14 protein-coding genes are annotated in these 15,187 nt (G+C 70.9%); 7 read left to right on the plus strand and 7 right to left on the minus strand.

What is annotated here, in order from left to right:
- Nucleotides 1–62: 62 nt before the first annotated feature.
- Nucleotides 63–185, plus strand: a complete 123-nt coding sequence (locus tag ASF40_RS21590; RefSeq protein WP_262927523.1) for a hypothetical protein — start codon at nt 63–65, stop codon at nt 183–185.
- Here the strand turns inward: ASF40_RS21590 and ASF40_RS09095 are convergent.
- Nucleotides 170–946 carry a FadR/GntR family transcriptional regulator gene (locus ASF40_RS09095; RefSeq protein ID WP_200919455.1) on the minus strand — a complete coding sequence of 259 codons (777 nt, stop codon included), beginning with the start codon at nt 944–946 and terminating at the stop codon, nt 170–172. The genes ASF40_RS21590 and ASF40_RS09095 overlap by 16 nt on opposite strands.
- A 150-nt stretch (nt 947–1,096) precedes the next feature.
- On the opposite strand from ASF40_RS09095, the gene ASF40_RS09100 reads away from it, so the two are divergent.
- From ASF40_RS09100 to gndA, 3 genes are all read left to right on the plus strand, one after another.
- Nucleotides 1,097–2,497 (plus strand): GntP family permease, encoded by a 1,401-nt coding sequence (locus ASF40_RS09100; RefSeq protein ID WP_082496941.1) that lies wholly within the window; start codon nt 1,097–1,099, stop codon nt 2,495–2,497.
- Nucleotides 2,494–3,030, plus strand: coding sequence for a gluconokinase (locus ASF40_RS09105; protein WP_235560176.1), 537 nt, complete (start codon nt 2,494–2,496; stop codon nt 3,028–3,030). Before ASF40_RS09100 ends, ASF40_RS09105 begins: the two co-directional genes overlap by 4 nt.
- A 176-nt stretch (nt 3,031–3,206) precedes the next feature.
- A complete protein-coding gene (gndA, locus tag ASF40_RS09110; protein ID WP_056368069.1) occupies nt 3,207–4,655 on the plus strand; it encodes an NADP-dependent phosphogluconate dehydrogenase in 1,449 nt (482 codons plus the stop codon).
- 93 nt (nt 4,656–4,748) lie between these two features.
- Here gndA and ASF40_RS09115 read toward each other — a convergent pair whose 3' ends face one another.
- The gene (locus ASF40_RS09115) at nt 4,749–6,092 is read right to left on the minus strand and encodes an FAD-binding oxidoreductase (protein WP_056368072.1); all 1,344 of its coding nucleotides are present in this window, start codon (nt 6,090–6,092) and stop codon (nt 4,749–4,751) included.
- Nucleotides 6,093–6,192: 100 nt separating this feature from the next.
- Between ASF40_RS09115 and ASF40_RS09120 the strand changes: the two genes are divergently transcribed.
- Nucleotides 6,193–7,182, plus strand: a complete 990-nt coding sequence (locus ASF40_RS09120; protein ID WP_056368073.1) for an SDR family oxidoreductase — start codon at nt 6,193–6,195, stop codon at nt 7,180–7,182.
- Nucleotides 7,183–7,200: 18 nt separating this feature from the next.
- On the opposite strand, the gene ASF40_RS09125 is transcribed toward ASF40_RS09120, so the two are convergent.
- Both ASF40_RS09125 and ASF40_RS09130 read right to left on the minus strand, forming a co-directional pair.
- Nucleotides 7,201–7,926, minus strand: a complete 726-nt coding sequence (locus tag ASF40_RS09125; RefSeq protein WP_056368419.1) for an ABC transporter ATP-binding protein — start codon at nt 7,924–7,926, stop codon at nt 7,201–7,203.
- A gap of 65 nt (nt 7,927–7,991) precedes the next feature.
- A complete protein-coding gene (locus ASF40_RS09130) occupies nt 7,992–9,470 on the minus strand; it encodes an ABC transporter permease (RefSeq protein WP_056368075.1) in 1,479 nt (492 codons plus the stop codon).
- 242 nt (nt 9,471–9,712) lie between these two features.
- On the opposite strand from ASF40_RS09130, the gene ASF40_RS09135 reads away from it, so the two are divergent.
- Together ASF40_RS09135 and ASF40_RS09140 are read left to right on the plus strand one after the other, a co-directional pair.
- Entirely contained in the window at nt 9,713–10,441 is a 729-nt protein-coding gene (locus tag ASF40_RS09135; protein WP_056368077.1) for a response regulator transcription factor, read from the plus strand.
- The gene (locus tag ASF40_RS09140; protein ID WP_327037405.1) at nt 10,438–12,021 is read left to right on the plus strand and encodes a sensor histidine kinase; all 1,584 of its coding nucleotides are present in this window, start codon (nt 10,438–10,440) and stop codon (nt 12,019–12,021) included. The genes ASF40_RS09135 and ASF40_RS09140 overlap by 4 nt, the downstream gene beginning before the upstream one ends.
- Before the next feature lie 109 nt (nt 12,022–12,130).
- On the opposite strand, the gene ASF40_RS09145 is transcribed toward ASF40_RS09140, so the two are convergent.
- The 3 genes from ASF40_RS09145 to ASF40_RS09155 are packed head-to-tail and all read right to left on the minus strand — an operon-like array spanning nt 12,131 to nt 15,185.
- Nucleotides 12,131–13,693 (minus strand): FAD-dependent oxidoreductase, encoded by a 1,563-nt coding sequence (locus tag ASF40_RS09145; RefSeq protein WP_056368079.1) that lies wholly within the window; start codon nt 13,691–13,693, stop codon nt 12,131–12,133.
- A 5-nt stretch (nt 13,694–13,698) separates the two neighbouring features.
- Nucleotides 13,699–14,253, minus strand: a complete 555-nt coding sequence (locus ASF40_RS09150; RefSeq protein WP_056368081.1) for an MOSC domain-containing protein — start codon at nt 14,251–14,253, stop codon at nt 13,699–13,701.
- The gene (locus ASF40_RS09155) at nt 14,250–15,185 is read right to left on the minus strand and encodes an FAD:protein FMN transferase (protein ID WP_056368083.1); all 936 of its coding nucleotides are present in this window, start codon (nt 15,183–15,185) and stop codon (nt 14,250–14,252) included. Before ASF40_RS09155 ends, ASF40_RS09150 begins: the two co-directional genes overlap by 4 nt.
- Nucleotides 15,186–15,187 lie beyond the last annotated feature (2 nt).

Genomic DNA, 15,187 nt, shown 5'->3' on the forward strand with positions numbered 1-15,187 from the left:
GTCTACCAGCGCCCCCGCTACGATGAGGAACGCACCTGCTTCCCGCTCACACGGAGGACCCCATGGACTACGGCTTCGCTAGCCACGCTCTTCTCTGGCTCATCGGCGCCATGGCCGCCGTCGGCGCTCTCGGCACGGTGCTCGCCTTCTGGAGCCTCGGCCGCCAGGGCTACCGCAAGGACTGACCTCGCCGTCCGGGTTCTGAGCGCTCACGCTCCCCGGCCGTCCCCGCGAATTCGTCCCCGACGACCTCGTCGATCGCGGCATCGGATTCACTGACGATCCGCGACATCGCCTCGAACGCCGCGTCCGCCTCGCCGCTCGCGACCGCGAACGCGACGTCGCGATGCCAGCGCACCGCATCGGGGTTCGCCTCGTGCGGCATCAGCGCGTGACGCGTGCGGCCTTCGAGGACCGCCTGCACCACTCCCCCGAGCACCCCGAGCATCGGGTTTCCGGAGGCGCTCAGCAGCGTGCGATGGAACCGGACGTCGGCGTCGAGGTACTCGGCCTCCGCCGCCTGCTGGTCGTGACGCGCCATGCCCAGCGCCGCCGCCACGAGCTCCTGGCGCTGCGCATCGGTCGCGTTGGCGGCCGCGAGCCGCGCCGCGAGCGGCTCGACCGCGCCGCGCAGCTCGCCCAGCTCGTGCAGCTGGCGCGCGCGCCCGGGCCCGTCGAGGCGCCACGCGATGATCTCGGGGGCGTAGACGTTCCACTGCTCCACCGGCAGCACCTCGATGCCCGCCTTGCGGCGCACCTGGACGAGACCGAGGGATTCGAGGACCCTCACCGCCTCACGCGCCGCCGATCGCGAGGCGCCCGAGGACTCCGCCAGCGCAGTGGTCAACAGGCGCGATCCGGCGGGATGCTCGCCGTGCACGATCGCGGCGCCGAGCCGCTCGACGAGGGCGTCGTGAACGGGACTGCCGTGGGGCGTGTCGGCCATGGTCCGATTGTGCCGCACCGACGTCGTGTCGTCCGACATTCGCGCACCATGCAGTTTTTATGTCGTACATATTGACAGTCGATGGATATCACGTCAGACTAAACGGCATCCTCGGGTCAAAGACCGACCCTGTTTCGATCAAGGACGCTCATGGTTCTCTCCGGACTTCTCTCCCTGCCGGCCGCCGCGGCCGAAGTGACCCCCGTCGGCCCGCCGTGGCAGCTGCTGACCGCCGCCGTCATCGGCATCGCGATCATCGTGGTGCTGATCACCTGGCTGAAGGTGCACCCCTTCCTCGCCCTGATGATGGGCGCCATCGCCACCGGGATCATCGCCGGGTTCGAACCCGGCAAGACGATCGTCAGCTTCACGACGGGCTTCGGCGCGACGATGGGCGGCGTCGGCATCCTCATCGCGCTCGGCGCCATCTACGGCAAGCTGCTGGCAGACTCCGGCGGTGCCGACCGCATCGTCGACACCCTCGTCGCCCGCGCCACGCCCCGGAGCCTCCCCTGGATCATGGGCTTCATCGGCGCCATCATCGGCCTGCCGATGTTCTTCGAGGTCGGCCTCGTCCTGCTCGTCCCGGTCATCATCCTGGTCGCGCGTCGTTCGGGCCTGCCGCTCATGAAGATCGCGATCCCGGCGCTCGCGGGCCTGTCCGCGATGCACGGCCTCGTGCCGCCGCATCCCGGCCCGCTCGCCGCCATCGACATCCTCGGCGCCAACCTCGGCATCACCCTCGCCCTGGGCGTGCTGGTCGCCATACCCGCGGTGATCGTGGCAGGCCCCCTGTTCTCGGGCCTCGCCGCCCGCTGGGTACGCGTTCCGGTGCCCGATCTGTTCGTCACCGCGGAGGACGAGGGCGAGCAGCAGACGCGGCGCCCATCATTCGCCGCCACCCTCGCCAGCATCCTGCTGCCCGTCGTGCTCATGCTCGCCCGCGCGATCGCCGACATCATCGCGCCAGGCTCGACCGCTCCGGCCAAGGCCGTCATCGACTTCCTCGGCACACCCGCGGTCGCGCTCCTCATCGCCGTCATCGTCGGCTTCTTCGTGCTCGGCGGCGGAGCCGGATTCGGCAGAGATGAGATCGCGAAGTCGGTGGGCTCGTCGCTCGGCCCGATCGCCGGCATCCTGCTGATCGTCGGCGCCGGCGGCGGGTTCAAGCAGGTACTCGTCGACACCGGCATCGGCGACGTCATCGCGAACCTCATCGCCGAGTCCGGTCTCTCTATCCTGTTCCTCGCCTGGCTCGTGGCCGCCGTCATCCGCGTCGCGACCGGATCCGCCACGGTCGCCACGATCACCGCGGCCGGCATCCTCCAGCCGCTCACGGTGGGCCTCGACCCGGCGATGTCGGCACTGCTCGTGCTCGCGATCGGCTCGGGATCGGTCTTCCTCTCGCACGTCAACGACGCGGGCTTCTGGCTCATCAAGGAGTACTTCGGTCTCAGCATCACGCAGACGCTCAAGAGCTGGACGGTTCTCGAGTGCCTCATCTCGGTCGTCGGACTTGTCGGCGTCCTCGCCGTCAGCGTGTTCGTATGAGCGGTGAAGGGAGAAATCGGATGCTGTCGGCCTCGCCCATCCTCGTCCTCATGGGTCCGTCCGGCACCGGCAAGTCCACCGTCGGGGCCATGCTCTCCGGCAGGCTCGGATGGCCGTTCCAAGAGGGCGACGATCTCCATCCGGCTGCCAACGTCGAGAAGATGCGACGCGGTCACGCACTCACCGACGCGGACCGGATCCCGTGGCTGGAGCTCGTCGCGGCGTGGATCGACGAGCGCCGCGCGGCAGGCGAGCCCGGCATCGTGACCTGCTCGGCGCTCAAGCGCAGCTATCGCGACATCCTCCGCCGCGACAACGTCACGTTCGTGAACTTCACGGGAGACGCGGCGGTCGTGCGCGACCGCATGATGCGCAGGCAGGGGCACTTCATGCCCCCGGCGCTGCTCGACTCCCAGTTCGCGACGCTCGAGGCACCCGGGCCCGACGAGCAGGCGATCGACATCGACATCGCGTTGCCGCCCGAGGACCAGGCGGCGCTCGTCGCGTCGGCCCTGCGGCTCGAAGGTTCATGACGCTCCGGCCGAGACCCACAACGCTCCCGGGCTAGGCTCGTCACGTCAGCCGCGAGCCGCCCCGCCCGAAACCCCACGCTCACATTCGGCCGCCTCGCGGCGTGAGCAGCCGGCCATGTCGTGTAACACGAACAGGTCAGACTTTAGGCTGAATAGCAACGAAGACAGGAGCTCGAGTGTCCGAGAATGCAGCGAACATCGGTGTGGTGGGTCTTGCGGTGATGGGGTCGAACCTCGCCCGCAACCTCGCCAGCCGCGAGGGCAACACGGTCGCGGTCTACAACCGCAGCCGGTCCAAGACCGACGAGCTGACCGCGGCGCACCCCGAGGCCGAGTTCGTGCCCGCGTTCTCGTACGAGGAGTTCGCCGCGTCGCTGCAGAAGCCGCGCGCCGCGATCATCATGGTCAAGGCCGGCCGCCCCACCGACGCGGTCATCGACGCGCTGGTCGAGGTGTTCGAGCCCGGCGACATCATCGTCGACGGCGGCAACGCCCTCTTCACCGACACCATCCGCCGCGAGAAGGCCGTCCGCGAGACCGGCATCAACTTCGTCGGCGCCGGCATCTCCGGCGGCGAGGAGGGCGCGCTCAACGGCCCGTCGATCATGCCCGGCGGCTCGGACGAGTCGTGGGTCACCCTCGGCCCGATCCTCAAGTCCATCGCCGCGGTCGCCGAGGGCGAGCCGTGCGTCACGCACGTCGGCCACGACGGCGCCGGCCACTTCGTCAAGATGGTGCACAACGGCATCGAGTACGCCGACATGCAGCTCATCGCCGAGGCCTACGACCTGATCCGCCGCGGCACCGGCAAGAGCCCCGCCGAGATCGCCGAGGTCTTCGCCGAGTGGAACCAGGGCGAGCTCGAGTCCTACCTCATCGAGATCACCGCAGAGGTGCTGCGTCAGGTCGACGCCGCCACCGGCCGGCCGCTCGTGGACGTCATCCTGGACCAGGCCGGCGCCAAGGGCACCGGCGCCTGGACCGTGCAGACCGCGCTGTCGCTCGGCGTGCCGGTCTCGGGCATCGCCGAGGCGACGTTCGCCCGCTCGCTCTCCTCGCATCCCGAGCAGCGCGAGGTCTCGCGCGACCTGCCGGGTCCTGAGGAGGGCCTGAAGGTCGACGACGCCGACGCGTTCATCGAGGACGTGCGCCTCGCCCTCTACGCGTCGAAGATCGTCGCGTACTCGCAGGGCTTCGACGAGATCCGCGCCGGCGCCGCCGAGTACGACTGGACCATCGACCTCGGCGCGGTGTCGAAGATCTGGCGCGCGGGCTGCATCATCCGCGCCCAGTTCCTCAACCGCATCGCCGACGCCTACGACGCCCAGCCCGAGCTGCCCGTGCTGCTCACCGCCCCGTACTTCGTCGAGGCCCTCGGCCGTGCCCAGGGCGCGTGGCGCCGGATCGTGTCGGCAGCAGCGGGAGCCGGCATCCCCGCCCCCGCGTTCTCGTCGTCGCTGTCGTACTACGACGGCCTGCGCGCCGAGCGCCTGCCCGCCGCCCTCATCCAGGGCCAGCGCGACTTCTTCGGCGCCCACACCTACAAGCGCATCGACAAGGAAGGCACCTTCCACACGCTGTGGTCCGGCGACCGCACCGAGATCGAAGCCGAAGACACCCACTGACGCCTCGACCGTACGTCCGAGGGCGGATCCCCACACCGGGGATCCGCCCTCGGCGTTTCAGCCCGTGCCAGCAAGACCGGGTGGGCGGACGGGTCAGGCGGCGTGGCCGTTCGGGCCGGGCTTGACGTTGTGGTTGCGGCAGAACACGTTGCCGGGATCCCACTCGCGCTTGACCGCGGCAAGGCGGGCCATCGTCGCCGGCGGGTACATCCGGTCGGCGAACGTGGCGTCGGTCGAAACGGTGAAGTTGCCGTACACGCCCGACCCCTTCGACTCGATCGCATCCCACTCCTCGATGACCTGCGCGCGCGTCGCGTCGTCGAGCATGCCCGGCACGTCGAACGCGCCGGCCATCGCGAACCATGTCGCGTCGCGAGCGGGGAACGCCGAGTCGTCCTGGGAGACGTCGCCGTACGCCCCGCCCAGCGAGCGCAGGAACGCGACGGATGCGGGGTGCTGCTCGCGGAACGACGCGAGCTTCTCGATCGTCTCGTCGTCGAGCACCGGCAGCAGGGTGTTGCCGCCGACGAAGCCGGGCATCGGCTGCTCGGGGTCGAACTCGGGGGCCTCGAGCAGCACGTCGGGATACTCCTGCACCCCGAACTCGCGCTCGGTCACGCCGGGCGCGCCCGCGAGCGGCGCCAGCGCGCGACGCGCGGCCTCTTCGTCGGTGCCGATCCACACCGCCGTGATGGAGGCGCCCGCGGGCGCACTCGGGTCCATCGCGGGCACATCCATGTACGTGACGGTGAGGTCGCGTGGGGCATCGGTCATCAGATCGCGCAGCACGCGGATGATCGGGCGGGCGTCGCCCTCGATGCCGTAGACCGCGTGCACCACGCCGTCGAGGGGGTGCGCCTCGAAGTCGAACCGCGTGACGACACCGAAGTTGCCGCCACCGCCGCGGAGGGCCCACAGCAACTCGGGGTGCGAGGCATCCGTCGCCTCCACCACCTCGCCGCGAGCGGTCACGAGCTGGGCGCCCACGAGCTGGTCGGACGCCAGACCCCACGCGCGCACCATCCAGCCGATGCCGCCGCCGAGGGTGAGGCCGCCGACGCCGACCGATGCGGTGTCGCCCGAACTGATCCCCAGTCCGCGCTCGGCGAGCGCGTGTGCGACCGCGCCCCACTGCGCTCCCCCGCCGACGCGGACGCGGGTGCCGTCGACCTCGATGTCGTCGAGCGCGGAGATGTCGACGGTGAGGCCACCGGGCACCCCGCCCCAGGCGCTGTGACCGCCGCCGCGGATCATGATGTCGAGCCGCTCCGCCGAGGCGTAGCGGAGGGCGCCGCGCACGTCGTCGACGGCGGCGGCGCGGATGACGGCGGCGGGCGAGCCGATGCCGGAGTGGAAGCGGCGGGCGGATTCCCATTCGGAATCGCCCGGACGGATGACGGTGCCGACGGCGCCGGTGCTGAGGTCGTCGTTGCTCATGACGGCCAGGCTAGAGGTCGGCGCCGACATCGACCAGGGTTCGCCCGGCCGAGTCGTCCACGGCCGCGGCGGGTGGGCGGACCGGCGTAGGCTCGCGAAGGTGACGAGCATCCTCTACATCGGCGGCACCGGAACCATCAGCGCGGCGTGCGTACGCCGTTCGGTCGCCCTCGGGCACGACGTGGCGGTCCTGAACCGCGGCGGCGCCCGCCGGCCGCTCCCGCCGGCGGTCGAGCTCATCGAGGCCGACATCCGCGATGCCCCAGCCGTCCGCGCCGCGATCGGCGATCGCCGTTTCGACGTGGTCGCCGAGTTCCTGGCGTTCTCACCCGAGCACATCGCGACCGACCTCGACCTGTTCGAGGGGCGCACCGGCCAGTACGTGTTCATCAGCTCCGCCTCCGCGTACGAGAAGCCGCCGCGCCGGCTGCCGGTGACCGAGTCGACGCCGCTGCGCAACCCGTACTGGCAGTACTCGCGCGACAAGATCGCGTGCGAAGACGTGCTGGTCGCCGCCCATCGCGAGCGCGGTCTGCCCGTCACGATCATCCGCCCGTCCCACACCTACGATGAGCGGCTGCTGCCGACCCTCGGCCACTGGACCGACATCGCGCGCATGCGCGAGGGGCGCCCGGTCATCGTGCACGGCGACGGCACGAGCCTGTGGACCATCACGCACAGCGACGACTTCGCGGTCGCGTTCACGGGTCTGCTCGGCAATCCCGCCGCGATCGGCGAGGCGTTCACGATCACCGGCACGCACGCGCCGAGCTGGAACCAGATCTACGGGTGGCTGGCCGATGCGGCGGGTGTGGCCTCCCCCGACATCGTGCACGTCGCCTCCGACACGATCGCCGCGTTCGAGCCCGCACTCGGGCCGACCCTCATCGGCGACAAGGCGCATTCCATGGTCTTCGACGTGTCGAAGGTGCAGCAGCTCGTGCCCGAGTTCCGCACCACGATCACGTTCGACGAGGGTGCGCGACGCATCCTCGCGTACTACGACGCGAACCCCGAGGCGCAGCAGATCGACGAAGGCCGCGACGCGCTCTTCGATCGCATCGCGGCCTTCGTGCGCGCTGCCGGCTGAACGCCGGCCAGGCCCTGATCAGCGCGTGATGTCGCGCACCGTCCCCTTGTCGAGGCGCAGGCGGCGCCGAGCGCGCCGCGCGACCGCCGAGTCGTGCGTCACGACGATGAGCGTGAGTCCTTCGTCGTTGAGGGACTGCAGCACCGCGAGGATCTCGTCGCGCATGCTCTCGTCGAGGTTGCCCGTCGGCTCGTCGGCGAGCAGCACGCGCGGCCGCTTGACGATCGCCCGTGCGATCGCGACACGCTGCTGCTGACCGCCCGACAGCTCGCCGGGGCGGTGGTCGGCGCGCTCGGCGAGCCCGACGTGCGTGAGCGCCTCCGTGACCCGCGCGGTGCGCTCGTCCCTCGACAGCCCCAGCGGCTCGAGCGCCATGTCGACGTTCTCGTGCGCCGTGAGGGTGGGGATGAGGTTGAACCCCTGGAACACGAAGCCGATCTCGTGCGCGCGGATGCGGCCGAGCTCGCGGTTGTTCGCGGTCGCGATGTCGATCTCGCCCAGGTGCACCGAGCCGGTGGTCGGACGGTCGAGCGCGCCGAGCAGCTGCAGCAGCGTCGACTTGCCGCCGCCGGTCGGGCCCTGGATCGTGACGAAGTCGCCCGCGTCGATGGTGAGGTCGACGCCGGCGAGCGCCTTCACGACGCGGCCTTTCTGCGTGTAGGTGCGGGTCACGCCTTCGAGGCGGTATTGCGCCTGGGGCGCAGCATCCGCAGCGGCGGCCCGCTCGGTGTCGATCATGGTCATGACGTGCTCTCCCGTCGGTGAGGTGGGTTCGGGTGTGGTGGGGATGGTGTCGGACATGGGATGCCTCAGCCCACCGATCGCAGGGCTTCGGCGGGGCTGAGCCGGGCTGCGCGCCAGCCGCCGAATGCACCGGCTACCAGGCCGCCGAGCACCGCGATCCCGACTGCCGCGACGACGACCCAGAGGGTGATCGGCGCCGACAGCACGATGTCGGTGCCCGCCGACTGCATGACGTTGCCGAACGCACCGCCGCCACCGCCCATCGGGCCACCGCTCTGACCGCCTTCGGGGCCGAAGCTCTGTGCCGCCGGTGCCGTCGAGATCGTCGGCGAGATGAGGTTGACGGCGATGATGCCGGCGAAGCCGATGATGAGGCCGATCACGCCGCCGATCGCGCCCTGCACGACCGATTCCCCCGCCACCTGGCCGACCACGCGGCCGTTGGACCAGCCGATGGCCTTGAGCGTGCCGAACTCCCGCGTACGGCGTGAGACGCCCGAGATCGTGAAGAGCACGGCGAGCACGAGCGCGACGGCGAGCACGATGAGCGAGAGCCACGTGCCGAGGTTCGTGATGAGGGTGGAGGCGCTCGAGAGCGATCCCGACACGGTCGAGGCGAGGTCCGCCTGCGAGCTCACCGTGGCGTCGGGCAGCTCCTCTTGGAGGGCCGCCTGCACCGAGGCGATGGCGTCCGATGACGCGGCCTGCACATAGACGGTGGAGACGACGTCGCCGGCGCCCGAGAGCTCCTGGGCGACGCCCAGCGGGATGTACACGTCGGAGGCGGTGTCGGCCTCGTCCGAGGTCGAGGCGACGAGTCCGACGATCTCGAACTCCTGACCGCCCATGTCGATGGTGCCGCCGACGGCGAGGTCGGCCGTCGAGGCGTAGGTCGCGTCGAGCACGGCGACGTACGCGCCCTCGTCGGACACCTCGAGGCCGCGGCCGTCGGAGACCTCCACGGCAGACAGCGGGCCGACGGCGTCCGCCGACGGGTCGATGCCGAGCACCGTGAACGAGTCGACGCCGAACGAACCGCCGCCGAAGCCGCCGCCCCCGCCCTCGCCCTGCTGCGGGGGCTGGCCCTGCGTGCCCGTGCCGGAGTCCGTCGAGTCATCGGGACGCTGCGGCAGCTCCCCGGAGAACGTCATGTTCGTGAGGCTGAGGGCTGCGGATGCCGCGGACACGCCCTCGACGCCCGTCACGGTGTCGAGGGTCGTGGCGTCGAGCGTCGCGCGCATCAGCTCGGTCACGAGCCGCGACTGGCTGAGCTCGGTGGTGCCGTCGTCGGTGGTCGACCCGCCGTCCTGGCCGAAGTCGAACCGGGCACCGCCCTGGCCCGGCTCCGCCTGTGCACCGGTCACGGTGAGGTCGGTGCCGACCCCGTACACGGACTCGAGCGCCTTCGCCTGCGCGGCGCTCACGCCTGCGGCGAGCGAGTTCACGATCATCACGAGGGCGATCGCGATCGCGAGGCCGGCGGCCACGATGATCGTCTGCTTCTTGCGGCCGGCCAGCTCCCGCCGCAGATAGGTGAAGTACATGGGTCTCCTCTTGGCAGGCGGAATGCCGGCCGTCGACGTGACGCTACGGAGCGGCGTGATGCGCGCCCTCAGCGCGACCTATGCACCCCTTATGAACGGTGAGACGACAGTGCCGGGACGAGACCTCGGGTGAACCCCGGAGTCTCGTCCCGCGACTGGGGTCTCACGGACGAGTGCGGTTTCACAGCCGGCGCATAGCGGGCTCCATAGGAATCGCATAGGAAGGCCCGCACAATGGACGCATGACCAACCCCGCACCGGCCCTCCTGCGTCCCGACGGCTCGAACCTCCGCGTCCTCGTGGTCGACGACGAGCAGATGCTCACCGACCTGCTGTCGATGGCGCTGCGCATGGAGGGCTGGGAGGTCCGCACCGCGGGCTCCGGCTTCGAGGCGCTGCAGTCCGCGCGGGACTTCGAGCCCGACGCGATGGTGCTCGACATCATGATGCCCGACCTCGACGGCATGTCCGTGCTGCAGCGGCTGCGTCAGGCGGGCGACGACGTTCCGGTGCTGTTCCTGACCGCGAAGGACGCCGTGAGCGACCGCGTCGCCGGGCTCACTGCCGGCGGCGACGACTACGTCACGAAGCCCTTCAGCCTCGAGGAGGTCGTCGCGCGTCTTCGCGGGCTCATGCGCCGCGCCGGCACCGCCCACGCCGCGGGCGCCGAGCCGATCCTCCGCGTCGGCGACCTCACCCTCAACGAGGACAGCCACGAGGTCGAGCGCGCCGGCACCGAGATCGAGCTCACCGCGACCGAGTTCGAGCTGCTCCGCTACCTCATGCGCAACCAGCGCCGCGTGGTCTCGAAGGCGCAGATCCTCGATCGCGTCTGGAACTACGACTTCGGCGGCCGCTCGAGCGTCGTCGAGCTCTACATCTCGTACCTCCGCAAGAAGATCGACGCGGGACTCGAACCCCTCATCCATACCGTGCGCGGCGTCGGCTACATGATCAAGGCGCCGCAGTGACGGATCAGAAGACTCCCTCCCCCCTGACGACGAGGGCGACGGATGCCTCGACCGGCGCGGACGCGCAGGCCGAGGCATCCACTCCTCCCGTGCAAGACACCCAGGGCACCCTCCCCCGCCGAGCACCGTGGAACCTGCAGCGCAAGCTGATCGTCACGGTGGTCGGCATCACGTCGTTCATCCTGGTGCTCGTCGCGGTGGCGACGAGCGCGATCCTGGGGCAGGTGCTCGAGCAGCAGCTCGACGCCGAGGTGAAGGCCGAGCGCCAGAGCGTCGAGTATCTGCGGGGCCCCGTCGCGGGAGGACTGACCGCGGAGCAGATCCTCGAGCAGCAACCGCGCCAGCCCGGCTACTTCCTCGCCGTGCAGTCGCTGCCGGGAGACGCCAGCGCGGCCGTCGTCGACCAGAACGGCGACGTGGTCGCTCTGACCGACGACCAGATCACCGAGATCAACGACAGCGCTCAGGGGCAGCGCGGCCAGCTCGTCGTGACGATCGACGAACTCGGCACCTACCGCATCGAAGGCGTGTCGTTCGGCGGCACGACCATCATCGTCGGCTTGTCGCGTGCCGGGATCACCGAGACCCTCACGCGCATGCTCATCACGATCGGCCTGCTCACCGCGGGCGGCCTGCTGCTGCTCGCCGTCGCGACCGCGTGGACGATCCGCCGAGGCCTCGCGCCCCTGCGCGCCGTCGCCGACACCGCGGCACGCGTGTCGGTGCTGCAGCTCGACCAGGGCGAGGTCTCGATCGCCGAGCGCGTCCCCGTGCGCGAGTCAGACCCGCGCACCGAGGTCGGCCGTGTCGGCGCCGCCCTCAACACCCTGCTCGACCACGTCGACGAGTCCCTCACCGCGCGCCAGCGCAACGAGGAGCGCATGCGCAGCTTCGTCGCCGACGCCAGCCACGAGCTGCGCACGCCCCTGGCGTCGATCCGCGGCTACTCGGAGCTGTCGCTCACCGCGCTCAGCCGCGGTCAGAGCACGGCCCTCGAGACGACCGAGGCGTCGCTCGAACGCATCCAGGCGCAGTCGCTGCGCATGACGTCGCTCGTCGAGGACCTGCTGCTGCTCGCGCGGCTCGACGAGGGCCAGGAACTCGTCTACGGCACGGTCGACCTGACGCGGCTCGCGATCGACGCGGTGAGCGACGTCACGCCGACCGGTCCCGACCACGAGTGGGTGCTCGAGGTCGGCGACGAGCCGGTGCTGATCGCCGGTGACACCGGGCGCCTGCACCAGGTCGCCGCGAACCTGCTCGCCAACGCGCGCACGCACACGCCGGCGGGCACGACCGTCACCGTGAGCGTCTCTCGCAACGGCACGGAGGCGATCCTCCGCGTGCACGACGACGGCCCCGGCATCGATCCGTCCCTCACGGACGAGCTGTTCGAACGCTTCTCGCGCGCCGACCGCTCCCGTGCCCGTCAGACCGGCGGCACCGGCCTGGGCCTCTCGATCGCCCGGGCGATCGTGGACGCGCATGGCGGCAGCATCCGTGTCGCCAGCACGCCCGGCGACACGACCTTCGAGGTCCGCCTGCCGGCCCGCCCCGCCGACCCGGTCGCGCACAGCTGAGCCGAGGTCGTTCCTCGCTCGCCCAACGACCGGTGAGGGCAAAGAGCGGAAGAGCGCTCTGGCGCCCGAAGACGACACGCCTGCACCCGGCGCACACCACGGCGCGGCGTCAGTAGCCGCTGAAGGCGTCGGTGGTGATCGAGCGGGCTTTCTCGAGCGCGGGGGCGAGCTCGGCGATCAGACCCGCGGGCCCGGAGATGTACGCGTGGCGCGACGAGATGTCGGGCACCATCCGCACGAGGCCTTCGGCGTCGAGGCGGACCCCCTGCGCCCACACCCAGTGGGCCGGGAGGTCGGCGGGCCGGTCGCGCGTGAACACCACGACGCGGGCTCCGGATGCCTCGATCTCGTCGCGGTAGGCCAGCTCCGAGGAATCCGACGCGACGTAGACCAGGACCACGTCACGGTCGACGCCGTTGGCCGTCTCCTGGCCGAGCTGCGACACGAACGGCGTCACACCGATGCCGGCGGCGACCATCAGGATCGGCGCCGCGTCGCGCTTGGGAAGCAGGAAGTCGCCCCACACGCCGGTGATGGCGAGCTCGTCGCCCGGCTCCACCAGCGCGAGCGCCTTCTTGTACGAGCTCAGCGGCTTCGTGGTCTTGCCCTCCTTGAAGGCCACCTTCACGAACGGCAGGTCGGCGGGCGCCGAGGCGATGCTGAACTCGCGGCGCGTGCCGCGGGCGTCGGGATGCCGGTGCGGCACCTCGAGCTCGAGATACTGCCCCGGCAGGAACGCGAGCCGGTCGTGCACGCGGAAGGTGAGCTCCTGGACGGTGGGCGTCGGTTCGGAGCGCGCGACGAGCGTGAGCCGCACCGCGGTGCGGACGGCGAACGCGAAGGCGACCAGGTTGCCGACGAGGAGGGCGCGCTCCTGCCCGAGGGTGACGTCGCCGATCGCGATCGGCCATCCGGCGAGCACGCCCACGACCGCCGCGACGGTGAACTGCTGCCAGCGGCGCGGTGGCAGCGTGAGCGGCTCGGACAGCATGAACGCGCCGAGGAACAGGAACGGCGACGACCACAGCACCGGCCACAGCACGTCGAGGATCTCAAGGTCCAAGCCGGCCGCCTGGTACTGCGCCGCGATGCGGAAGATCGCGACCCCGACCGCGATCACGAGGAAGATCGCGACGACGCGCACCTTCTCGGTGCGCACGAGCACGGCGAGACCCAGCAGGATCACGGGTGCAGCGAGCGCAGGCGTGCCCACCCACCACGAAGACGCGCCGAGGTCCGGCCACGCCAGGCTCAGCAGGGTCAGGACGGTCGCGCCGACCGCCGCGGGATTGAAGATGTGCCGGCCGCGCCACGCGAGCACGTACTTCGACAGCGACGCGACGGCGGCGGCGATCGCGATGCCCAGAAGCCCCACGAGCTCGTACGTCGGCCGCAGCACGAACAGCAGGATGTGCGCCGTGATGAGCGACGATTCGAGACGCCACGGGAGGTTCAGCACGCGCTGGGCGGCAGCATCCACCCCCACGCACACCGCCGAGAGCACGACGAGCGTCGCGATCAGCTGCAGCGGGTCGGGTCCGACGAGATCGAAGAACGACAGCAGCAGCGCGACGACGGCGAGCGCCGCGAGCGCGAAATAGACGAGACGGTACATCGACATGCGGCCGAGCACCGCGAAGACGCGGTTCCAGAGAGCGGTCAGCGATCCCATCCGCGTCACACCGGCTGCAGGGGCTCGAAGAGACCCGCGGGCGGGATGACACGGATGCTGTCGCCCGGGCGCACGACGCCGCCTGCGAGCACGACCGACATGACGCCCGCGAGACGCACGGTGGCGCCGCTGTCGTCGACGGAGACCAGTTCTTTCATGAGCCCTTCCGAGAGTCCGTTGATCTGCGCGCAGGGGTTTCGGAGTCCGGTGATCTCGATCACCGCGTCCCCACCGAGCTCGAGTCGCGTGCCGCGCGACAGACCCAGCAGGTCGATGCCCGCGGTCGTGATGTTCTCCCCCAGTGCACCGGGCGTCACCTTGTGGCCGCGCGTCGCCACGAGATCGAACAGCTCGGCGTGGATGAGGTGCACCTGACGGAGGTTGGGCGTCATGGGGTCGCGCGTGATGCGCGAGAGGTGCTGCACGGTCGCGCCGGCGTGGGCGTCGCCCTCGACGCCGATCCCGGCGATCAGGGTGATGCTCTCGCGCGCGGGTTTGCTGAAGCGATGCGCGTCGTCGCGGGAGACCCCGACGACGTGTCCGGAGGAAGACTCGGTCACCCCTCAAGGCTATTCGGTCGCGAAACCGGCGCGGTCCCGGGTCCGACATCTGCTCGCACGAACAGGTCGGCGCGGCAGCCGGGCGACCACTCGACGCGGCCGTCGGTGCTCATGCGCACCCACTCCGCGCCCCACTCGAGCGCGAGGCGCGGACCGCCGTCGAAGAACAGCGCGGTCGCGATCGCGTCGGCCGTCATCGCGTCGGCCGCCACCGCCCAGGTCGCCGCGTAGGTCCGCACGGGCTGCCCGGTGCGCGCGTCGAGCACGTGGTGCAGGGTCGTGCCCGTCGCCGACGGCCACGCGCGCCGGTTGATCGCGGACGCGCAGAGCGCGGCATCCGTCACCTCCCACACGCCGATCGCGCGACGCGGATCGAACGGATGCTCCAGCCCGATGCGCTGCGGACGCCCCCGCACAGCGAGGTCGCCGCCGGCGTCGACGGTGAGGTCTCCGGACTCGGTGCGCATCAGGACGTCGAGCACGAGGTCGACGAGGCGCCCCTTGCCTAGTGCGCCGACATCGACGGTCGCGGGCTCGGTGAGGGCGAGTCGGCCGTCGCGCCAGCTGAGCCGCTCGCGCCAGTCGCGCGGCGCGGCCACGGGTCCGCCGTCGTGGAACGAGTAGTGCGCGTCATAGCCGAGCGCATCGAGCGAGTCCCCGACGAGCGGGTTCACGGCTCCCCCGGTCGCGTCAGACACGGCGGCGAGGGCGTCGAGCATGGGTGCGGCGTCCTCGGGCGACGGAAGGGAGACCGCGCCCCCGGCGAGCGCGCTGACGTCGGAGTCCTCGCGGAACCGCGACCACGCGCGGTCGAATGCATCGATCCGCGCGGTCACCTCGTCGCGCACCGCCGCGGGCAGCGGACGCTCGGCGACGATCTCCCATCTCGTGCCGATGGCGTCGAAGCGCCACGACGCCGGCACGGTGCTCATGG

The organism is Microbacterium sp. Leaf288, assembly GCF_001422925.1.
GTDB lineage: Bacteria > Actinomycetota > Actinomycetes > Actinomycetales > Microbacteriaceae > Microbacterium.

Coding starts and splice junctions, on each gene's coding strand:
- ASF40_RS09130 (WP_056368075.1), bottom strand. CDS start 9,470: ATGTACTTCACCTATCTGCGGCGGGAGCTGGCCGGCCGCAAGAAGCAG.
- ASF40_RS09145 (WP_056368079.1), bottom strand. CDS start 13,693: ATGGGATCGCTGACCGCTCTCTGGAACCGCGTCTTCGCGGTGCTCGGC.
- ASF40_RS09155 (WP_056368083.1), bottom strand. CDS start 15,185: ATGAGCACCGTGCCGGCGTCGTGGCGCTTCGACGCCATCGGCACGAGA.
- ASF40_RS09115 (WP_056368072.1), bottom strand. CDS start 6,092: ATGAGCAACGACGACCTCAGCACCGGCGCCGTCGGCACCGTCATCCGT.
- ASF40_RS09135 (WP_056368077.1), top strand. CDS start 9,713: ATGACCAACCCCGCACCGGCCCTCCTGCGTCCCGACGGCTCGAACCTC.
- ASF40_RS09095 (WP_200919455.1), bottom strand. CDS start 946: ATGGCCGACACGCCCCACGGCAGTCCCGTTCACGACGCCCTCGTCGAG.
- ASF40_RS09100 (WP_082496941.1), top strand. CDS start 1,097: ATGGTTCTCTCCGGACTTCTCTCCCTGCCGGCCGCCGCGGCCGAAGTG.
- ASF40_RS09125 (WP_056368419.1), bottom strand. CDS start 7,926: ATGACCATGATCGACACCGAGCGGGCCGCCGCTGCGGATGCTGCGCCC.
- ASF40_RS21590 (WP_262927523.1), top strand. CDS start 63: ATGGACTACGGCTTCGCTAGCCACGCTCTTCTCTGGCTCATCGGCGCC.
- ASF40_RS09105 (WP_235560176.1), top strand. CDS start 2,494: ATGAGCGGTGAAGGGAGAAATCGGATGCTGTCGGCCTCGCCCATCCTC.